This is a genomic window from Streptomonospora wellingtoniae, assembly GCF_031845375.1.
Lineage (GTDB): Bacteria > Actinomycetota > Actinomycetes > Streptosporangiales > Streptosporangiaceae > Streptomonospora > Streptomonospora wellingtoniae.
The window spans coordinates 276,262-294,186 of sequence record NZ_JAVREK010000003.1 but is presented as its reverse complement, the minus strand read 5'-3'; the positions used below and the strand labels follow the sequence as shown (position 1 = coordinate 294,186).

The following is a 17,925-nucleotide window of genomic DNA, read 5'->3' as shown; positions in this document are numbered from 1 at the left end:
CGATCACCCCGATCTCCGGCGGGAGGGCGACATGCTGGGACTGCTGCTGCGCCCGGGTGCCTATCGGCGGCTGCTCGCCGCCCAGGCGGCGGCTCTGGCGGGAACGGGGCTGGCGACCGTCGCGCTGGGTCTGCTGGCGTTCCGGCTGGCCGGCGACGACGCATCCCGGGTGATGGCGACCGCGCTGACGATCAAGATGGTCGCCTACGTGGCGGGCGGGCCGCTCCTCGCCGGGATCACGCTGCGCCTGCCGCGCCGCGCCGTGCTCGTCGGATCGGACGCGGTGCGCGCCGCCGCTGTGGCGCTGCTGCCCTGGGCCGACCAGGTCTGGCACGTCTACGCACTGGTGGCGCTGCTGCAGACCGCGTCCGCCGCGTTCACGCCCGCGTTCCAGGCGCTCATCCCCGAGATCGTCCGGGACTCCGACTACACCGCTGCCCTGGCGCTGTCGCGTCTGGCCTACGATTTGGAGGCGGTAGGTTCGCCGCTGCTCGCCGCCGGGCTGCTGCTGGTCGTGCCCTTCAGCGCGCTGTTCGGCTTCACCGCGGTCGGGTTCGCCGCTTCCGCGCTGCTGGTGGCGACTACACGACTGCCGGGGACGGTCGGCAGGGGGTCCCCGTCGCGGCTCGCCGGAGCGCTATCGGGCATCCGCGCCTTCGCCGTCCGGCCCCCGCTGCGAGGGCTGGCGGCACTCAACCTGGCCGTCGCAGCGCCGACGGCGCTGGTGCTGGTCGACACGGTCGTCTACGTGCGCGGACCGCTCGGCGGCACCGACACCGGCGTGGCGGCGGTCCTCGCCTGCTTCGGTGCCGGATCGATGATCGCGGCCTTCGCCCTGCCCCGGGTACCCATGCCCTCGGGCGTACGGCCGGTGATGCTGGCGGGTCCGGCGCTGATGGCCGCTTCCGCCGGGGCGCTCGCTGTCGGCTGGGCGATCGCGCCGACCGCGGCCCTGCTCGCCGGGTTCTGGGCTCTACTGGGAGCCGGCTGCTCGCTCGTGGCGACCCTTACCGGGCGCGTGCTGCGCGACAGCGCCGCCGACTGCGGTCTGCCCCCGCTGTTCGCTGCACAGTTCTCCCTCTCGCACCTGTGCTTCCTGGCCGCCTACCCTCTTGCCGGCTGGGCGGGTGCGGCCCTGCCCTCGGAGGCGGCCTTCGCGGGCGCGGGCCTGGTCGCCGCTCTCGCCGGAAGCGCGGCGGCCCTGCTGTGGCGGCCGGCGGAACGGAAGCGCGCAACGCCCGCGGCAACGGTCCGCTGACAGCGCCGCCGCGGGTGCGGTCCCCGGCCGGGCCCGCGAAAGCGCCGGGGAGCGCGGCGCGGGCGCGGACCGGCGCAGGACGGCGAAGGCCCCGGGGGAGCGGCGCGGACCTAGACTGCCCCCATGGAGACCCGAGAGACCCCGGCAGCCGCGAGCCTGTCGCACGAGACACCGCCCGAGGCGGAGCGCCTGGCCGTGGCCGCCGACGTCTTCCGGCTGCTCTCCGACCCCACCCGGCTGCACCTGCTGTGGGTGCTGGGGCACCGCGAGGCCGACGTCACCGAGCTCACCGAGGCCTGCGCGGCCTCGCGCACCGCCGTCTCCCAGCACCTGGCCAAGCTCCGCCTCGCCGGGTTGGTGGAGTCGCGCAAGCAGTCCCGGCACGCGATCTACCGGCTGCGGGACGGCCATCTGCGGCGGCTCGTCCTGGAGGCCGTCAACCACGCCGATCACGTGGTCACCGGGGAGCCCCCGCACCACTGACCCGGGCGGCCCCGTCACAGGGCGGCGGCGCCTCCCGCCCAGAGCGCGAACACCAGCAGGACCGTGCCGGCCGGGACGCCCGTCGCCAGGCTCACCGGAACGCGGGTGCGGGCGGCGGCGATCGGGGCGAGGAGGGCCGCCGCGGTGAGCAGCACCGCCAGGCCGTACAGCGCCGGATTGTCCAGCACCCCCGCCATCGGGAAGAAGTGCACGCCGACCACCAGGCAGATCCACACCGGGATGTAGCGGGCCCGGCGCAGTACCGCCAGGAGGACCGCACCGGCCGCGGCGGTTGTGAACTCCACCCCCACGATCACCAGGTAGTCCCCGAACGCGTCCCGGCCGTCGAGTACCGACCCGCTGTCCCAGTTCACTCCGGCCACGGCGCCCGCGGCGGCGGCGACCAGCAGGCCCCCGACCGACCCGGCCGTCAGCGGAGCCCGCCACCCCGGCCGGGGGTGCTCCTGCGCCCAGCCGAACCAGGCCGCGGCGAAGAAGGCCAGGACGGCGGCGGTCATCGCTGCGTCGCGCAGTAGAAGGTCGTGCACAGGTCACCTCAGGGGGGAAGGCGGGGCGCGGCGGGCGCCGGGCTCCCTCGAAGCATTCCACAACGGTTCGGCGCGCGGATCCTTCGCGCTACCGACTTCACCGCCGTTCCGGCACCGCCTCCGGGGCGACCGGGGTCCCCCCCGCGGATGACGCCGGGACGCGCCGGCCTGTCCGGCAGGCTCCCGCCCGCGCGTCGTCGGTGGGCGTTGTCCGTTGATCTTGTAGCTATCGTGAGAGGAAATCGTTTTCCTTCACGATAGCTACAAGATCAACGGGGCGCGGGGCCTGGGTGCGGGGATCGCGGGCGGATTCCGGCACGACTGAGCCCGGCGGCTCCGTGCGTGGAGCCGCCGGGCGCGCGGTGCTCGGGCCGGAGGAGGTTCAGGCCACGTCGGCGGTGTAGGCGTCGCCCATCACGCCGGTGTGCGTGACGCTCACCGGGTCGGAGGTGCCGGGGAACACGATGACGCCGCTCTCGCTCTCGCCGTTGGCCAGGTCGAGGGCCTCGAAGTTGTCCTCCTGGCCCGCGGACTCCATCAGGTCGGCGTCCTGGGACTGGCCGTCGGAGCCCTCCATGCTGAAGTACAGCGGGTTGACGGCGAGCGGCTCGTCGCTGTTGTTGGTGACCGTGACGTACACGGCGACGAAGTCGCCGCCCTGGCTGAGGGCGCCGGCCTCGTACTCGGCCGGCTCGGCGACGATCGCGACCGGCTCGTCGTCGGCGGGGGCGGTCTGCTCCTGCCCGCTTCCCGCATCGTCGCCGGTGCCCGCCGACGACGAAGGCTGGTCGCTGGCGGAGCCGCCCGAGTCGTCACCGCTGTTCACCACGACCAGGAAGATGATGATGATCCCGGCGATGAGCGCCAGCGCGCCGCCGCAGCCGAAGCATCCGATCAGCCAGTAGTTGGGCTTCTTCTCGGGCTGGGGCGGCGGGTAGGGCTGCGGCTGAGGATACTGAGAGTACACGGGGGTCCCTGTTGGTCGTTGTGCGGCTTTTGTCGCGAATGCGAATTCTGGGGGCCACGAAGAGCGTACAGCGGGCAGAGGCGCCGAAGTGCTGAACGGGCCGATGGGGCACCGGCCTGAGTGGGCCGCCGGTCGGCCGCTGCGTGCCCGCTCGGCTTTCCGGCACTCGTTAGGACGGCCGCTCCCTGGTGTCGGTTCCGTCCATTCCGTCCGGAGGCTTCCCTGCTGCGCGGATCGCCCGTGCTGCCGGACGCCCTGCGGCTGGCCGCATCCGGCCAGTCGGATCCGGGGTGCGCCGTGCGCCGGCGCCGGCGCCGTGCGCCGTGCGTCGCCACCGCCACGGCTGTACGCCGCATGTGCGGCGCCCTCCGGTGCTGCGCTAGTCGAGGCCGGCGCGGCACCTGCGCAGGAGCCCCGCCAACTGCTCCGCCTCGTCGCCGCTCAGGCCTGCGGTCATCCGCGCCTCGGTCTCCAGCACGATCGCCTCCGCCTCGGCCAGCAGCGAGCGTCCGGCGTCGGTGAGGTTGACCGGTTGCGCCCGCCCGCCCGCGGGCGGCTCCGGCGCCACGGAGGCCAGACCGCGCCCGGTGAGCCCCGACAGGACGTCGCGCAGCGACTGGCGCGTGACGAAGGTGCGCCGGGCGAGTTCGGCGGCCGGTGCGCCGGGCGCGTCACGCAGGGCCGTCAGCACCGCGTACTGCGCCATGGACAGGCCGATGCCGCGCAGGCGCTCCTCGCTCGCCGAGCGGAAGGCCTGGGCCACCTGTTTGACGAGGTATCCGATGCGGTCCCGCACGTCTTCTTGACACATGACAGGAACCTTACATAGGTTGGCGGCCGATTGCGATGTAAGGAACCTGACATGGAGGTCGTCATGCCCCAGTCCACCGTCATCGAGAGCGGCGCGGCCGTGGCCACGCTGATCAATGTCTTCACGGTCCGGCCCGAGCGGCAACGGGAACTGGCCGACTGCCTCACCGCCGCGACCGACGAGGTCATGCGACACGTCCCGGGTTTCGTCTCCGCCAACATCCACACCAGCGACGACGGCGAGCGCGTCGTCAACTATGCCCAGTGGGAGAGCGCCGCGGACTTCCAGCGGATGCTCCAGGACCCGGGCGCCCGGGAGCACATGGACCGCGCCGCCGCGATCGCCGACGGGTTCGAGCCGCGTCTCTACACGGTCGATTCGGTCCACCACAGGTGACGGCAGGCCGGGCGCGGCCGCTGCCCGCCGTCCGGGCCCGTCCTTCCCGGCTACCGCGCCTCGCCGAACTCCGCCAGCTCGGCGGCCGTGGGCGGGTCCGCGCCCGGCCGGGTGCAGTTGATCGCGGCGCTGGCCGCGGCCGATGTCAGCAGCGCGCGCAGCTCCCGCACATCCGTCGGCACCCGGCCTCCGTCCGCCGCGCAGGCGCTGACCAGGGCCGCCATGAACGTGTCGCCTGCGCCGATCGTGTCGTGAACCGCCACGCGGGGACTGGCGACCTCGGCGCGCCCTTCGGTGCTGAGCGCGACCGCGCCCTCGCCGCCGCGCGTGACCACGACCGCCCGGGGCCCCAGCTCCAGCAGCCGCTGCGCGCCCTCCTCGGCGGGTGTGCCCGGATACAGCTCGGCGAGGTCGTCGTCGCTCGCCTTGACGAGATGGGCGACCCGGCAGAAGTCCTCCACGCGCGCGCGGGCGTGGTCGGCGCCGGGCAGCGTCGCCATGCGCACGTTGGGGTCGAAGGCGATCGTGCGGCGCTCCCGCTCGCGGCGGGCCAGCTCCAGCAGCTCGGCGTCGCCCGGCGGGCGCAGTGCCGCGATCGATCCCAGATGCAGCACCCGTACCGAGTCCGGTAGCGCACCGGTCAGCTCCGCGCGCGTCCAGGACCAGTCGGGCGCGTCCTCCAGCCAGAAGTCGTAGCGCGCCGAGCCGTCGCCGGCGAGCGTGGCCACCGCCAGCGCCGACGATCCCAGCCCGGTGGGGCAGCGGCTCAGGTCGACCGACTCGGCGGACATCCGGGCGCGCAGCCGTTCGGCGAAGGCATCGGCGCCGAACCGCGACAGCAGCATCGTCGGCGTGCCCAAGCGGGCGGCGGCCACGGCGATGTTGGCCGGTCCGCCGCCGGGCACCGGCCGCAGCACGCCGCCGTCCTCCGGCAGCAGGTCCATCACGTGCTCGCCGGCGATCGCCGCCTGCGGCGCCGGCTGCATGCTCGGCGCGCTCTGCTCGGTGCTCACGCGTTCGTGCTCCCCTCGGACGGGGCCCCCGCGCCCAGCACCGCGTATCCGGGGATCGGGGTGCCCGCGGCGAACGCCAGGGCCGTGTAGGCGTGGTAGACGTCGGGACGCCCGCTCCAGACGGTGGTGCTGGGCCGGTGCCGGGAGTCGATCTCGTGCCGCCAGTTCCGGTCGCCGTCGACGAAGCACGTGCGCACGTGGACCCACCACCTGCGGGCGAGTTCGGCGTAGGCGGACTCACCCGTGCGGGTGTGCAGGGCGTGCGCTGCCGCGACCGCCTCGGTGGCGACCCAGTGCATGCGCTCGTGGATCACCGGGCGGTCGTCCCAGTCGAGCGTGTAGCAGAAGCCGTCGGCACCGTCGCGTGCCCAGGCCGCCTCCACGGCGGTCGAGAACAGCGCCTCGGCGGCGGGCAGCAGCCAACCGGGCGGCTCCTCCACCGCCGCCTCGACGTGCAGTAGCAGGCGCGCCCACTCCAGCGAGTGGCCGGGGGTCCAGCCGTAGGGGCGGAACGGGTCGCCCGGGCGGTCGCGGTTGTACTCCAGCACCACCTCCCACTGCGGTGTGAAGTGCTCGGGGAGCCGGTAGCCGTGCGCGGCGGCCTCGCCGCGGATGAGGAAGTCGGAGATGCCAAGCGCCCGCCGCGCCCAGGCGGGGTCGCCGGTAGCGGTCCCGGCGGCCAGGAACGCCTCGACCATGTGCATGTTGCTGTTGGCGCCGCGGTAGTCCTCGCCGTGCGCGAAGGCGCGGTCGAACGACTCGACCGAGAGCCCGGCGGCGGCGTCCCAGAACCGGTCGAGGACCGTGGCCGCCGCGTCGCCGAGCAGCTGGTCGGCCCCCGGCGTTCCGGCGGACGCCGCGGTGGAGGCGGCGAGCAGCACGAAGGCGTGCTGGTAGGCGGCCTTGCCGGTGTCGGCGGGCGCACCGTCGAAGGCCACGGTGGAGAACCAGCCGCCGTGCTCGGGGTCGCGTAGCGACTCGCGCAGGCTGTGCACGCCGTGCTCGGCCAGTTCAGCCGCCGCGCCGCCGCCCTCGCGCGAGCACAGCGCGCTGACGTGCGTGGTGCGTGAGGTGATCCAGGTCTGCACACCCTGCTCGGTGCGCTGGCGCCCGGTGTCGTCCAGCCAGGCGAACCCCTGCGCCTGCCGGGAGCGCTCCGCCCAGGCGATGAGGCCTTCGGCCTGCTCCCGCGTCCAGGACAGCGGTGCGGGATCGTCGGCGGAGAAGTCCATTGCGACGTCCTTCCTAGGTGACGCGTGTCGTCCGCGGTCCGCCCGCGTCGGGGCGCCGGACCGCACGGTGGCGCGGCGGCTTCGCACGGGCGCAGTCGGGTGGCGGGCCGTGCGGCGCCGGGGCGGGGGCGCGGGCGTGCGGCTGGAATCGGGCGGCCGGACGGCGGGTCCGGGGGAGGGAACCGGGACAGAACACCACTGAACCGGTTAAGTGTCAAGGTTTCCACAGGTCAGCGTCAGCCGGTCGTCCGGCCTCGGCGGTCGCCTCCACAGGAGCGTACACGGCCCTCGCGGCCCCACCGCGGGCGCCCGCAGTGGGGCCGCGAGGCCCGCCGGAGGCGGGCGGCCGCGATCGGCACCGCCGCGCTCACGCCTCCGCCGGCGGGCGGCCGGTGCTGGCGCGGAGCACGAGGCGGGCGTCGGCGGCCTTCCGGTCCCCGGGCGCGCCTCCGGCCAGAAGCTCCAGCAGAACCCGCGCCGCCTGCTCGCCGTAGCCCTTGACGTCGCGCCCGATCGCGGTCAGCGGCGGGCGGGTCATGCGGCACAGAGCGGAGTCGTCCCAGGCGAGCACCGACAGGTCCGCGGGTACCGAGACGCCCATCTCCTGGGCCACGCTCAGCCCGGCCACGGCCATCAGGTCGTTGTCGAACATCAGCGCCGTGGGGCGCGGAACTTCCGACAGCAGCCGCCGCGTGGCCTCGGCCCCGGCCTCGTCGGTGTAGTCGGCGTGCACGACGGTGCTCCGTTCCAGGCCAAGGTCCGCGGCCGCCTCCTCGAAGGCCCGCGTGCGCCGCGAGGTGTGCAGCAGCGCCGGCGGCCCGGCGACGCGGGCGACCCAGCGGTGCCCCAGGTCGGCGAGGTGGCGCAGGGCCATCTCCGTCCAGGCGGCGTCGTCGGACCACACGAACGGCTGCACCGCGCCCGGCAGGGGACCGCCCACCACGACGGCGGGCATGCCGATCTCGGCGAGCGCCGCCGGCCGCCTGTCGCCGCTGAGCAGGTCCACCACGAGCACGCCGTCCACACGCCGCTGCGCGTGCCACTGCCGGTAGGTCCGGATCTCGTGCTCCTGGTCGGACGCCACCTGGAGCAGCAGCGACGTGGAGATCTCCGAGAGCGCGGTCTGCACACCCGACATCAGCTCCATGAAGAACGGCTCCAGGCCGATCGACCGCGCCGGCCGGTCGACGACCAGGCCGATCGCGTCGGCGCGGCCGTCCGACAGGGCGCGCGCGGCGGTGCTCGGCGCCCAGCCCAGCTCCTCGGCGATGGACAGCACGCGCATGCGGGTGGCCTCCGAGACACCGGGCCTGCCGTTGAGCGCATAGGAGACCGATCCCTTGGAGACGCCCGCGGCCTGGGCGATGTCGGCGATTGTCGGACGGCGCACGGTCTTCATCCTTTGCGTATCGGCGGGCGGCGGCACCGCCGCGGCGCCGCGGCCGGCTGTGGCCGGTCCGTGCCCACCGGCCCGACCGAAGGTACCCCGAGCGCCCCCGATCGTGTAGCCGCGGTGGCCGAATCCGGCGCCGGCCCCGCCGGGAGAGGGCGGCTGCGCGTTCGGCCCCGGACCTACACGGCCGCGTGCACGCCCGGACGGGCCGTGCTGCCGCGCGGGGTGATGCGGGCGGCCGGGGACCGCCGCTCGGCCACGGGGCGGCCGTCGGCGGCCTCCAGCACCGACTCGGCGACCGTGATCCCGTGCTGGTGCACGTCCACGCTCATCGTCGTCAGCGGCGGCGAGGACAGCCGGCACTGGGTGGAGTCGTCCCAGGCGATCATGCTCACCCGCTCGGGGACGGCGACGCCGAGTTCTTGGGCGGCCTGCAGCCCTGCCACCGCCATGACGTCGTTGTCGTAGAGGATGGCCGTGGGTGCGGGAGTGCGCCGCAGCAGCGCCGCCGTCAGCTCCGCCCCGGCCTCGCCGGAGTAGTCGCCTTCGAGGATGACCGGCGGCTCGGCCCCGGCCTCGCGGCAGCCCTCCTCCAGGGCGTCGGTGCGCCTGCGGGTGTGCAGCAGGGAGGCGGGCCCGCTGACCCGGGCCACCCGGCGGTGGCCCAGGTCCAGCAGGTGCCGCAGCGCCTCGTGCACCGGCGCCGTGTTGTCGGTGCGCACCGCGGGTGCGTCCGGGGCGCCCTGCCACGCCCCGACGAGGACCGCGGGCAGCCCGAGTTCGGCGAGTACCCGCGGCCGCTCGTCGTCGACGGTCAGGTTCACCACGGCCACGGCGTCGACCAGGCCCCGCTCGGCCCAGCGGCGGTAAGCCTCCAGCTCGGCGCGGTGATCGGCGACGATGTGCAGCAGCACCGACATGCCGCGTTCGGCCAGGCGCTCCTCGATCCCCCCGATGAACTCCATGAAGAACGGCTCGACACCGAGCAGGCGCGCCGGCCGGGCCAATACCAGCCCGATCGCGCCCGCCGCGGCGACAGGGTGCTGCGGCGCGGTCATGCAGTACCGGCCGCGTGCCGGGACAGGCCGTTGGCGCAGCGCAGCACCGGCGGTGCGGTCAGCTCCTGAGGGTCGATCCGGGCGCCGGTGCGCACGGTGAACGACCGGGTCTCGCCCGCCAGCATCGGCACCAGCATGTCGTCGACCCCGGCGTCGGGCGCGGCCCGGTCGGCCAGCACGGCGACGTCGCGGGCGAACGAGCGCGCGCGGACGTCCACCCGGTAGCCCTCGGGCACGGCGGTCGCCACCGCGGTGAGCGGCTCGGGGTCGTAGGCCAGCTCCGGGTCCTCGCGGAACGTGTGGACGGCGCGGGCGTCGTCGGTGGCGGCCACGAGTAGCTCCTTGCTCGGGTCGGCCGGGGTGGTCAGCGACGCGGCCGGGTCGAGCCGGGCGGCCGACCGGGCCTGCACGGACAGCTCGATCTTAGCCGCGTCCAGCACCTCGCCGGTGAAGTCCTGGCGCTGGAGGTGCACGTGGCCGGTCCAGCTCTGGTCGGTGTCGTTGACCGCGACCAGCGCGAGTGCGCCGTCGCGCGGCTGGAAGGTGAGCAGGCGCGGCTCGTAGGCGCGGCGCAGTGCGTAGTAGAGCGGCTTGGGGCGCTCGTCGCCGTCGACCGCGGCCCACGAGGTCACCGGCCAGCAGTCGTTGAGCTGCCAGACGAGGGTGCCCGAGGTGCGCGGCCACCAGGAGCGGTAGTGCTCGACACCGTAGGCCACCGCCCGCGCCTGGTTGAGCTGCGTCGCCCAGTGCCAGTCGGCGAAGTCGCCGGGAACGGGCAAGTGCCCCTCCAGGCCCCGGTGCAGCTTGCCGTTGCCGTCCCCGGCCTTCTGGTGCAGCAGGAACCCCGGCGAGGTGGGGGTGAGCGGGGAGTCGTGGATCCAGTCGGTCAGGGTCGTCCACGTGGGCGGGCCCTGGAACCCGAACTCCGCGCAGAACCGCGGGACGATGTCGCGGTAGTGGGTGTAGTCGACCTGGTTCCACACCTCCCACTCATGGCGGCAGCCGTGGTCGGGGTCGTTGGGGTGCAGCTCACCGGGCCGGTGTCCGGGACTGCACGGGCTGCCGTCCACGTAGGGCCGGGTGGGATCCAGTTCGGCGACCACACGCGGGAACAGCTCGTAGTAGTAGTGCTCGCCCCAAGTGCGCCCGTCCAGCGCCTCGGGCCAGCCCCAGTCCGCGAACCCCCACAGGTTCTCGTTGCCGCCGTTCCACACCGCCAGCGACGGGTGCGCGCTGAGCCGGGCGACGTTCTCGCGCGCCTCCGCCTCGAACTCGGCGGCGAGCGGCTCCTCCTCGGGGTAGGAGGCGCAGGCCAGCGCGAAGTCCTGCCACACCAGCACGCCGCGCTCGTCGCACACGTCGTAGAAGTCGTCGGTCTCGTAGATGCCGCCGCCCCACACGCGCAGCATGTTCATGTGCGCGCCCAGCGCCTGGTCGACGCGGCGGGCCAGCCTCTCGCGGGTGATGCGGGTGAGGAAGTGGTCGTCGGGGATCCAGTTGGCGCCCTTGACGGCGATGGGACGGCCGTTCACGGTGACCGTGAAGCGGGCGCCGACCTCGTCGGGCGAAGTGTCGACGTCGACCGTGCGGAATCCGACGCGCCGGTGCGCGGAGTCCAACCCGGTCTCGGGCCCGCCGTCGGCCTCCGGGCCGCCCGCAGCCCGTTCGGACAGCGTCGCGTCGAGGTCGTAGAGCGGCTGTTCGCCGTAGCCGGCCGGCCACCACAGCCGCGCGCCGGGCACCTCGACGACCGCGACCGCCTCGTGGGCGCCCGCCGGGACGGCCACGCGCGTCTCGCGTCCTGCGACGCGGACCGCGAGCACGAGGCCGCCTCCACCGCTGCCGGGCTCGGCGTGCTCGACGCCCACGTGCGCCTCGACGCGCCCGGTGCCCCGCCCGTCCACGGTGGCCAGCGGGCGCACCCCGGTGATGCGGGCGCCGCGCCAGCGCTCCAGCCGGACCGGCTTCCAGATGCCGGCGGTCTGCAGGTCGGGGCCCCAGTCCCAGCCGAACGAGCAGGCCATCTTGCGGACCATGTTGTAGGGGTGGGCGTTGGTGTGCGGGCGCGGGCCCAGCCGCTCGCGCTCCCGCTCGGCGTACTCCAGGGCCGGGGAGAAGTCGACGGTGAGCTCGTTGGCTCCGCCGCGCAGCGCCTCGCGGACGTCGAATCGGTACGCGCGGTGCATGTTGGCGGTGCTGCCGAGCAGCCGGCCGTTGAGGCGCACCTCGGCGACCGTGTCCAGCCCGTCGAAGGCCAGGTCGACGCGCTCGCCGGGCCGCGGCGCATCGGCCTCGAAGGTGCACGTGTAGCGCCACGACGTGCGGTGGGCCCAGGCGAGGTCGGTCTCGGCGGTGTCCAGGTAGGGATCGCCGATCAGTCCGGCGGCGAGCAGGTCCGTGTGAGCGCTTCCAGGCACCTGCGCCGGGACGCTGCGCCCGGCGATCTCCTCGGGCACGGGGCCTCGCGTCGTGGACAGCAGCCAGTCCTCGTGCAGGGTCTGACGCATCATCTGCGATCACTCCAGGGTGGGCCCGCCGCGCGGCGGGGTGGTGGACGGGCGAATCGGCGGGGGATGCGGGTTGCGGGGGCCGGGACGTCTGCGGAAAGATTCTTACTTCACCAAATTAAGTAAGTCAATCGAGCGGGCCCTCGATGACAAGGACCACGTCATCGTGGCACAGCAACGCACCGTCCTCGGGCACGGCCCCGTGCACATGCGCGTATCCGGGGTAGGCACGGACCCGTCGCCTTCACCGGCGGCAGCCCGCTGGCGCGTCCCGCACTGAGGCGCCCGCCCGGCCCGCTCACCGGCCCGGACCTGGACGACCTGCGCCCGGCGCCCATCGGCCTCTCCATCGACGGCCCCGTGGCGGTGCCAGCCGCGGCCGCTCCCGCGCACGCCGCCGCCCCGCCCCCGCGCGGGCCCCGAGGAGTCGGGACGGGCGGGTGCGGGGCGGCGGCGGTCGGTCCTGCCGGTCTAGCCTTCGCAGACCGAGCCGTTGACCCGGAACTCCTCGGGAGCCGGGTTGGCGCCGGTGATCGTGCCCTGGAGGCCGAAGCGCCGCGAGCCGCCCGCCGGGATCACCTGGCTGTAGTCCAGGCCGCTCGCTGAGACGGTCGTGCCCTCCTGGCTGACGTCGGCCTGCCAGGCGGTGGTGACCTGCTGTCCGCCGGTGTAGTCCCACTGCGCGGTCCAGTCCTCGACCGGCTCGTCACCGGTGTTGGTCACGACCACCGACGCGCTGAAGCCGTCGCCCCACTCGCTGTCCACCGTGTAGTCGACGGCGCAGTGCACGGGCGGAGGCAGCGCCTCGAAGCCGACGCGGTGCAGGCCGCCCGGCAGGTCGGTGACGGCGTACAGCTCGCCCGAGGCGTCGGCTCCGAACGCGGTGACCTGGATCGGCAGCTCGCCGATGCGCTCGGTGGTGTAGCCGCCGTCGCCGGTCGGCCGGATCCCCCAGGTGTTCGCGCTGCAGTAGTCGGTCATGACGTAGGTGCCGCCGGCCAGGTCGGCGTACTCGTCGCCGCGGTAGACCGCACCGCCGGTCACCGAGCAGTTGCCGTCCAGGTGGTCGTAGGCGAAGACCGGGTCGGTGTAGTCGGCTCCGGCCGCGCACCGCTCGGCGTCGAACTCCTCGGAGCCCTCACGGCAGGGCCAGCCGAAGTTGGTGCCGCCCTCGCCCGCGGGCAGGTGGTTGACCTCCTCCCAGCTGCCCTGGCCGACGTCGGCGATCCACAGGGAGCCGTCCGCCGGGTCGAAGGAGAACCGCCAGGCGTTGCGCAGGCCGTAGGCCCAGATCTCCGGGCGGGCCCCGGGCTCCGAGACGAACGGGTTGTCCTCGGGTACGCAGTAGGCGAGATCGCCGCAGGAGTCGCTCACGTCCAGCCGGACGATGCTGCCCAGCAGCGTGCCGAGGTTCTGCCCGTTGTCCAGGCTGTCGCCGGCGTTGCCGCCGTCGCCCAGGCTCCAGTAGAGGTAGCCGTCCGGGCCGAACTCCACCTCGCCGCCGTTGTGGTTGGTGTACTCGCTGTGCGGCTCGGTCAGCAGGACCTCCTCGCCGTCAGCGGGGACGCTCGCCTGGTCGGGGCTGTCCATCGGGAAGCGCGAGAGGGTGAGCGTGCCCTCGTCGGCGCTGGTGTAGGCGGCGTAGAGCGCGGGATCGCTCTCGAAGTCGGGCGGGAGGGCGATCCCCAGCAGGCCCTGCTCGTTGCCTTCGCTGGTGATGCGGTCGCCGATGTCGAGCAGCGGGTCGGCGGCGAGCCCGCTGTCGGGGTGGTAGACGCGGACCGCGCCGGCCTCCTTCTCCGTGATGAACATCCGCCCGCTGCCATCGCCCGGCGACTCGATGTCGGTCGGCCGGTCGAGGCGGTCGGAGTCGGTGCGTGTATTGGTGACCTGCAACCGGTCCAGCGGAAGCGACGCCTCCGCGGTGGCGGACGGCTCCTGGCCGAGGGCGGACGGGGACTCGTCGGCTGCGGTGGGCCCGGCCGGGCCCACCGCAGCGAGAACGAGTGCGCCTGCGGTCGCGGCCAGCCGCCGCGCCCGTCGGTGGTTCGACATTTTCGGCTCCTGGGAATACGGAATCGACCCACTCGGCACGCGAATCCCCCAGTGTGTGCCACCTCGCCCGGAGTGGTGTGTGCGGCCTTGAGGGTAAACCGGTAAAGCTCCCGGCCGCCAGGGATGTCCGGGCTTCCGTGGGAGGGCTCCCACGAATCGTGCCTGGTCGATTCGGATAAATCCGCCGGAGAAATTCCGCGCGGAAAGGCCGGCGAGCGGCGCGGCCCCGCTTCCGCCGGCGGCGGCGGGACCGGTCCGTGCGCTCGCCGGCCCCGGAGGAACCGTGCGGCGGGCCTACAGGTTCCGCTGCTCGATCTCCCACTCGGTGGAGCACAGGCCGCAGTCGGAGCCGGTGAACGCCTGCCCGGCCTGTTCATCGCCCTTGAGCCGCCACTTCAGCCACAGGGCCCCGACCCGGCCGTACTCGCCTCCGTCCGGCTCGCCGAACGTGCCGGTGTGGCCCACGTCCAGGCTGCCCAGGAACGCCGGGAGGCCCGAGGGGATCCGGTCCCAGTCGTCCAGCGCGTTCTCGTGGGCGATGTCGTCGGGGCCGCCGGTGAAGTAGGCGATGGGTGCGTGCAGCCGGCGCAGCCGCCAGTTGTCCAGATCGCTGAGCATGCCGCTGTTCCACAGCACGGTGGTGTCCACGCGCTCGTCGTCGGAGGCCTCGTAGGCCTCGATGCCGCCGCAGGACTGGCCCATCACGGCGACCGAGTCGGTGTCGAGGTGTCCCCGGTAAGGGCTGAACAGCCGGTCGTCCTCCTCGACGGCCCAGTCGATCGCCTCGGTGAGCATGTCGGCGTCGGTGCCGCCGGACCCCCCGGGGCGGCCGTTGGCGATCACCAGGAAGCCGCGGGAGGCGATCTCCAGCAGGAAGTTCTCGAACATCGTTCCGTCGGCCAGGCAACCGCCGTTGCCCCAGACGACGATCGGCAGCCGCTCGTTCTCGGGCAGGTCTGCGGGGCGGTAGACCGTGTGGTCGTACAGCCGGAGCGTGGTCGTGTACTCGGCGTCGTAGGGTCCGGTTCCGGCAGCCGAGGCGGGGCCGGCCGAGACCGCGAGAAGGGCGGTGGACGCCAGCAGAGCGACGACCGCGGCGGAAATCCGGTTGGCCCGGTCGGCGGCGTTTCGTGATCTCATTCCACTGCTCCTGAAAGGCGGTGCTGGGGGATTTCCCGGCGCGTTCTGTGTTCCGGTGGGTCGCGTTCCCTCTCGGAATCGCTTCGCGTTGGGCCTGCGCGGGCTCTGCAGGCCGAATATCCGGTATAATTCGGCATTTTGGAAAACGAGTCAACGCCTCGTGGGTGACACGGGTGATTCCACCGATCTCCGTTCTGCTGCGGGCGCGCGGAATTCCGCGGAAGAACAGCGGAGAACGGCGGCGGTTTGCGGGAGGGACGGTCGCGCGTCGGCGCTGCCCGCTGAAGTACGTCGGGAATTCAGTGCGCCCCCGTCCTCCGTCGATCCGGGGCGGAGGCCACGCCGGTCGGCTCGCGGCCCGGTACGGCTGCGGCGGTAGACTGCCCGGGTGCCGCGAGGCGCCCGCGGGCATCGCCGCTGGTGCGCCGGGTGGCGACGGGGGATGTGAAGCGGAGGTTCCAGGTGGGCGCGCCGGCTCGGGTAATACCCCACGCGAGCAGCCGGTCGGCCGTGCTCGACGTGATCCGCGCCGCCGGCACCATCAGCCGCGTCGGTCTGATTCAGGCCACCGGTTTCACCGGCGCGACGATCTCCACCGTCGTGCGCAAGCTCATCGAGGACGGCCTCGTCGTCGAGACCGGCCGCGCGGAGTCCACCGGCGGAAAGCCGCGCGTGCTGCTCCAGCTCAACCAGTCCTCGCGATACGCCGTGGGCGTGCACCTGGACCACTCCGGCATCGCCTACGTGCTCACCGACCTCGGGGGCTCGGTCGTGGCGCGGATGACCCGGGCCGGAGCGGGGACCGAGGAGCCGCCCGCCGTCGTGCAGCGCATGGCAGCCGAAGTGGCCACGCTCATCGAAGGGGTGGGGGTCGACGAGCGGCTCGTGCTGGGCGTGGGCCTGGTCTCGCCCGGACCGCTCACCCCGACCGCCGGCATGCGGCTGGCGCCGCCCATCATGCGGCACTGGGAGGACTTCCCGCTCGACGAGGAGGTGCGGCGGGCGACCGGGCTGCCGCTCGTCCTCGGCAACGACGCCACCGCCGCTGCGCTGGGGGAGTACTGGTCCGGAGCGGTCAGCGGCGCCTCGACCTTCGCCGCCGTCTACGTCTGCACCGGTATCGGCTCGGGCATCCTCATCAACGGCATCCCCTATCACGGCAGCAGCGGCAACGCCGGCGAGATCGGGCATATCTGCCTGGATCCCGATGGTCCCGAGTGCTGGTGCGGCGCCCGCGGGTGCACCGAGGTGATGGCCGGACCGGCAGCGGTGGTCGCCCGCGCCCGGGAGGACCCCGGGGTCGCGCGGGCGGCGGGGCTCGTCGACGAGGGCGGGCGCGGCCACCCCTCGGTGGCCGCCGACTTCGCCGCCGTGGCCCGCGCGGCGCGCCGTGGCGAGCCCGGCGCCCGCGCCATCGTCGACCGCTCCGCGCGCTACCTGGCGGCGGCCACCCGCACCCTGGCCAACGTGCTCGACCTGGACCGCGTCGTACTCACCGGGCAGAGCCTGGCCGTGGCCGGATCGATGTACCTGCCGGTCGTCCAGGAGGAGCTGGACCGCGCGTTCTTCGCCCGCACCACCCACCCGGTCGCGGTGCGGATCTCCACCTCGGCCGCGACCGCTCCGGCCATCGGCGCGGCCACGATGGTGCTGCAGTCGGAGCTCGTTCCGCTGCAGGCCGGCACCCGCATCCCCGGCGACCTCGCCGAGCCGGAGCAGGCCGCCGCCCGTCCGGCCGGCGGCTAACCCCCGTTGATCTATTCCCAAAACAGCGGAGCTAGCACCTCTGACCTGGGCAAACGCACTCCATTGCGAGACGCCCACGAAATCCCGTTATCGTTCCGTGACATTCTCTGAAGTGGGTCTGGAGCGGGCCGGTTCACCCTCGTTTTGTTCCTCCGGTACGGCCGACCAGAGGGAGGCCCCACACAGCTTGTAGCTATCGTGATGGAAAACGATTGCCAGTGACGATGGCTACAAGATCAACGGTGATAGCCCGACGCGGTCCGGTGCGGCCGGCCGTCACCAGCGGTGGTGCACCTGGGGGCGGATCAGTTCGTCGTAGACATCGCGCACCGTGCTGTGCACCTCGGGCGGAAGCGGGTCCAGGGAGGCCGCCGCTGCGTTGCCGCGCGCCTGCTCGGCGTTGCGGGCGCCGGGAATCACCGTGCTCACGCCCGGCTGATCCAGGATCCAGCGCAGCGCGAACTGCGCCATGGTCATGCCCTCGGGCACGGCTTCGCGGATGCGCTCCACCGCCGCCAGCCCGGTCGCGAAGTCGACGCCCGAGAACGTCTCGCCCACGTCGAACGCGTCGCCTGAGCGGTTGAAGTTGCGGTGGTCGTCGTCGCCGAAGGACGTCTGGGCCGTGTACCGGCCCGACAGCAGCCCGCTGGCCAGCGGCACCCGCGCGATGATGCTGACCCCGGCCTCGCGCGCGGCGGGCAGCACCTCCTCCAGCGGCTTGTGCCGGAAGGCGTTGAGGATGATCTGCACGCTCGCCACCCCGGGCCGCCCGATCGCGGCGAGAGCCTGCGCGCAGGTCTCCACGCTGACACCGTAGGCGCGGATGCGCCCCTCGGAGACCATCCTGTCCAGGTCGTCGAAGACCGCATCGGAGGCGTAGACCTCGTCGGGCGGGCAGTGCAGCTGCACCAGGTCGATCGAGTCCACGCCCAGGTTGGCGCGGGAGTCGTCGTTCCAGGCGCGGAGGTTGTCCGGGTTGTAGTTCTCCGGCTCCTGGGGCACGCGCCGCCCCATCTTGGTCGCCGCGGTCAGGTGCGGGTACTCCTTGAGAACCTGCCCGACCAGGCGCTCGCTGCGCCCGCCGCCGTAGACGTCGGCGGTGTCGATGAAGCTGACCCCCGACTCCACGGAGGTCCGCAGCGCTGAGAGCGCATCCTGCTCACTGACGTCGCCCCACGCCGCTCCGATCTGCCAGGCGCCGAACCCCACGGCGCTGACGTTCCCACCGGTCTTCCCGAGCTTGCGTTCTTCCATGGCAACCGACCCTAACGGACCCCGAACCGCTCCCAGCGGCCCGCACCCTCGCCGACCGCAGCAG

15 protein-coding genes are annotated in these 17,925 nt (G+C 73.5%); 4 read left to right on the top strand and 11 right to left on the bottom strand.

The window, feature by feature from the left end:
• The first annotated feature begins 31 nt into the window (after positions 1–31).
• Both RM446_RS04870 and RM446_RS04865 read left to right on the top strand, forming a co-directional pair.
• The gene (locus RM446_RS04870) at positions 32–1,258 is read left to right on the top strand and encodes an MFS transporter (protein WP_311543885.1); all 1,227 of its coding nucleotides are present in this window, start codon (positions 32–34) and stop codon (positions 1,256–1,258) included.
• Positions 1,259–1,381: 123 nt separating this feature from the next.
• A complete protein-coding gene (locus RM446_RS04865; protein WP_311543884.1) occupies positions 1,382–1,741 on the top strand; it encodes an ArsR/SmtB family transcription factor in 360 nt (119 codons plus the stop codon).
• Between the two features lie 14 nt (positions 1,742–1,755).
• On the opposite strand, the gene RM446_RS04860 is transcribed toward RM446_RS04865, so the two are convergent.
• The 3 genes from RM446_RS04860 to RM446_RS04850 form a co-directional block, all read right to left on the bottom strand.
• Positions 1,756–2,289 (bottom strand): hypothetical protein, encoded by a 534-nt coding sequence (locus RM446_RS04860; protein WP_311543883.1) that lies wholly within the window; start codon positions 2,287–2,289, stop codon positions 1,756–1,758.
• Positions 2,290–2,671: 382 nt separating this feature from the next.
• A complete protein-coding gene (locus tag RM446_RS04855; protein WP_311543882.1) occupies positions 2,672–3,256 on the bottom strand; it encodes a DUF4352 domain-containing protein in 585 nt (194 codons plus the stop codon).
• A gap of 379 nt (positions 3,257–3,635) precedes the next feature.
• Positions 3,636–4,067 (bottom strand): MarR family winged helix-turn-helix transcriptional regulator, encoded by a 432-nt coding sequence (locus tag RM446_RS04850; RefSeq protein WP_311543881.1) that lies wholly within the window; start codon positions 4,065–4,067, stop codon positions 3,636–3,638.
• A gap of 51 nt (positions 4,068–4,118) precedes the next feature.
• Here RM446_RS04850 and RM446_RS04845 point away from each other — a divergent pair, with 51 nt between their 5' ends.
• Complete coding sequence (locus tag RM446_RS04845) at positions 4,119–4,463, top strand: antibiotic biosynthesis monooxygenase family protein (protein WP_311543879.1); 345 nt, start codon at positions 4,119–4,121, stop codon at positions 4,461–4,463.
• Between the two features lie 50 nt (positions 4,464–4,513).
• Here RM446_RS04845 and RM446_RS04840 read toward each other — a convergent pair whose 3' ends face one another.
• From RM446_RS04840 to RM446_RS04810, 7 genes are all read right to left on the bottom strand, one after another.
• Entirely contained in the window at positions 4,514–5,476 is a 963-nt protein-coding gene (locus RM446_RS04840; protein WP_311543878.1) for a carbohydrate kinase family protein, read from the bottom strand.
• Positions 5,473–6,708, bottom strand: a complete 1,236-nt coding sequence (locus RM446_RS04835; RefSeq protein WP_311543877.1) for an AGE family epimerase/isomerase — start codon at positions 6,706–6,708, stop codon at positions 5,473–5,475. Before RM446_RS04835 ends, RM446_RS04840 begins: the two co-directional genes overlap by 4 nt.
• A gap of 367 nt (positions 6,709–7,075) precedes the next feature.
• Entirely contained in the window at positions 7,076–8,098 is a 1,023-nt protein-coding gene (locus RM446_RS04830) for a LacI family DNA-binding transcriptional regulator (RefSeq protein ID WP_311543876.1), read from the bottom strand.
• A gap of 182 nt (positions 8,099–8,280) precedes the next feature.
• Positions 8,281–9,159: a LacI family DNA-binding transcriptional regulator gene (locus RM446_RS04825; protein ID WP_311543875.1), complete on the bottom strand. Its 879-nt coding sequence runs from the start codon at positions 9,157–9,159 to the stop codon at positions 8,281–8,283.
• Complete coding sequence (locus RM446_RS04820) at positions 9,156–11,669, bottom strand: glycoside hydrolase family 2 protein (RefSeq protein ID WP_311543874.1); 2,514 nt, start codon at positions 11,667–11,669, stop codon at positions 9,156–9,158. Before RM446_RS04820 ends, RM446_RS04825 begins: the two co-directional genes overlap by 4 nt.
• A 468-nt stretch (positions 11,670–12,137) precedes the next feature.
• Complete coding sequence (locus RM446_RS04815; protein ID WP_311543873.1) at positions 12,138–13,721, bottom strand: PQQ-dependent sugar dehydrogenase; 1,584 nt, start codon at positions 13,719–13,721, stop codon at positions 12,138–12,140.
• Between the two features lie 294 nt (positions 13,722–14,015).
• Positions 14,016–14,861 (bottom strand): alpha/beta hydrolase, encoded by an 846-nt coding sequence (locus RM446_RS04810; protein ID WP_311543870.1) that lies wholly within the window; start codon positions 14,859–14,861, stop codon positions 14,016–14,018.
• Positions 14,862–15,371: 510 nt separating this feature from the next.
• Here RM446_RS04810 and RM446_RS04805 point away from each other — a divergent pair.
• The gene (locus tag RM446_RS04805; protein WP_311543869.1) at positions 15,372–16,607 is read left to right on the top strand and encodes an ROK family protein; all 1,236 of its coding nucleotides are present in this window, start codon (positions 15,372–15,374) and stop codon (positions 16,605–16,607) included.
• Positions 16,608–16,883: 276 nt separating this feature from the next.
• On the opposite strand, the gene RM446_RS04800 is transcribed toward RM446_RS04805, so the two are convergent.
• On the bottom strand, positions 16,884–17,861 hold the full coding sequence (locus RM446_RS04800) for an aldo/keto reductase (RefSeq protein WP_311543868.1): 978 nt from the start codon (positions 17,859–17,861) through the stop codon (positions 16,884–16,886).
• Between the last annotated feature and the right edge of the window lie 64 nt (positions 17,862–17,925).

Excerpts from the sequence above, each read along its gene's own strand:
- RM446_RS04870 (WP_311543885.1), top strand. The coding sequence starts at position 32 with ATGCTGGGACTGCTGCTGCGCCCGGGTGCCTATCGGCGGCTGCTCGCC.
- RM446_RS04820 (WP_311543874.1), bottom strand. The coding sequence starts at position 11,669 with ATGATGCGTCAGACCCTGCACGAGGACTGGCTGCTGTCCACGACGCGA.
- RM446_RS04865 (WP_311543884.1), top strand. The coding sequence starts at position 1,382 with ATGGAGACCCGAGAGACCCCGGCAGCCGCGAGCCTGTCGCACGAGACA.
- RM446_RS04810 (WP_311543870.1), bottom strand. The coding sequence starts at position 14,861 with ATGAGATCACGAAACGCCGCCGACCGGGCCAACCGGATTTCCGCCGCG.
- RM446_RS04835 (WP_311543877.1), bottom strand. The coding sequence starts at position 6,708 with ATGGACTTCTCCGCCGACGATCCCGCACCGCTGTCCTGGACGCGGGAG.
- RM446_RS04845 (WP_311543879.1), top strand. The coding sequence starts at position 4,119 with ATGGAGGTCGTCATGCCCCAGTCCACCGTCATCGAGAGCGGCGCGGCC.
- RM446_RS04850 (WP_311543881.1), bottom strand. The coding sequence starts at position 4,067 with ATGTGTCAAGAAGACGTGCGGGACCGCATCGGATACCTCGTCAAACAG.
- RM446_RS04815 (WP_311543873.1), bottom strand. The coding sequence starts at position 13,721 with ATGTCGAACCACCGACGGGCGCGGCGGCTGGCCGCGACCGCAGGCGCA.
- RM446_RS04825 (WP_311543875.1), bottom strand. The coding sequence starts at position 9,159 with ATGACCGCGCCGCAGCACCCTGTCGCCGCGGCGGGCGCGATCGGGCTG.
- RM446_RS04800 (WP_311543868.1), bottom strand. The coding sequence starts at position 17,861 with ATGGAAGAACGCAAGCTCGGGAAGACCGGTGGGAACGTCAGCGCCGTG.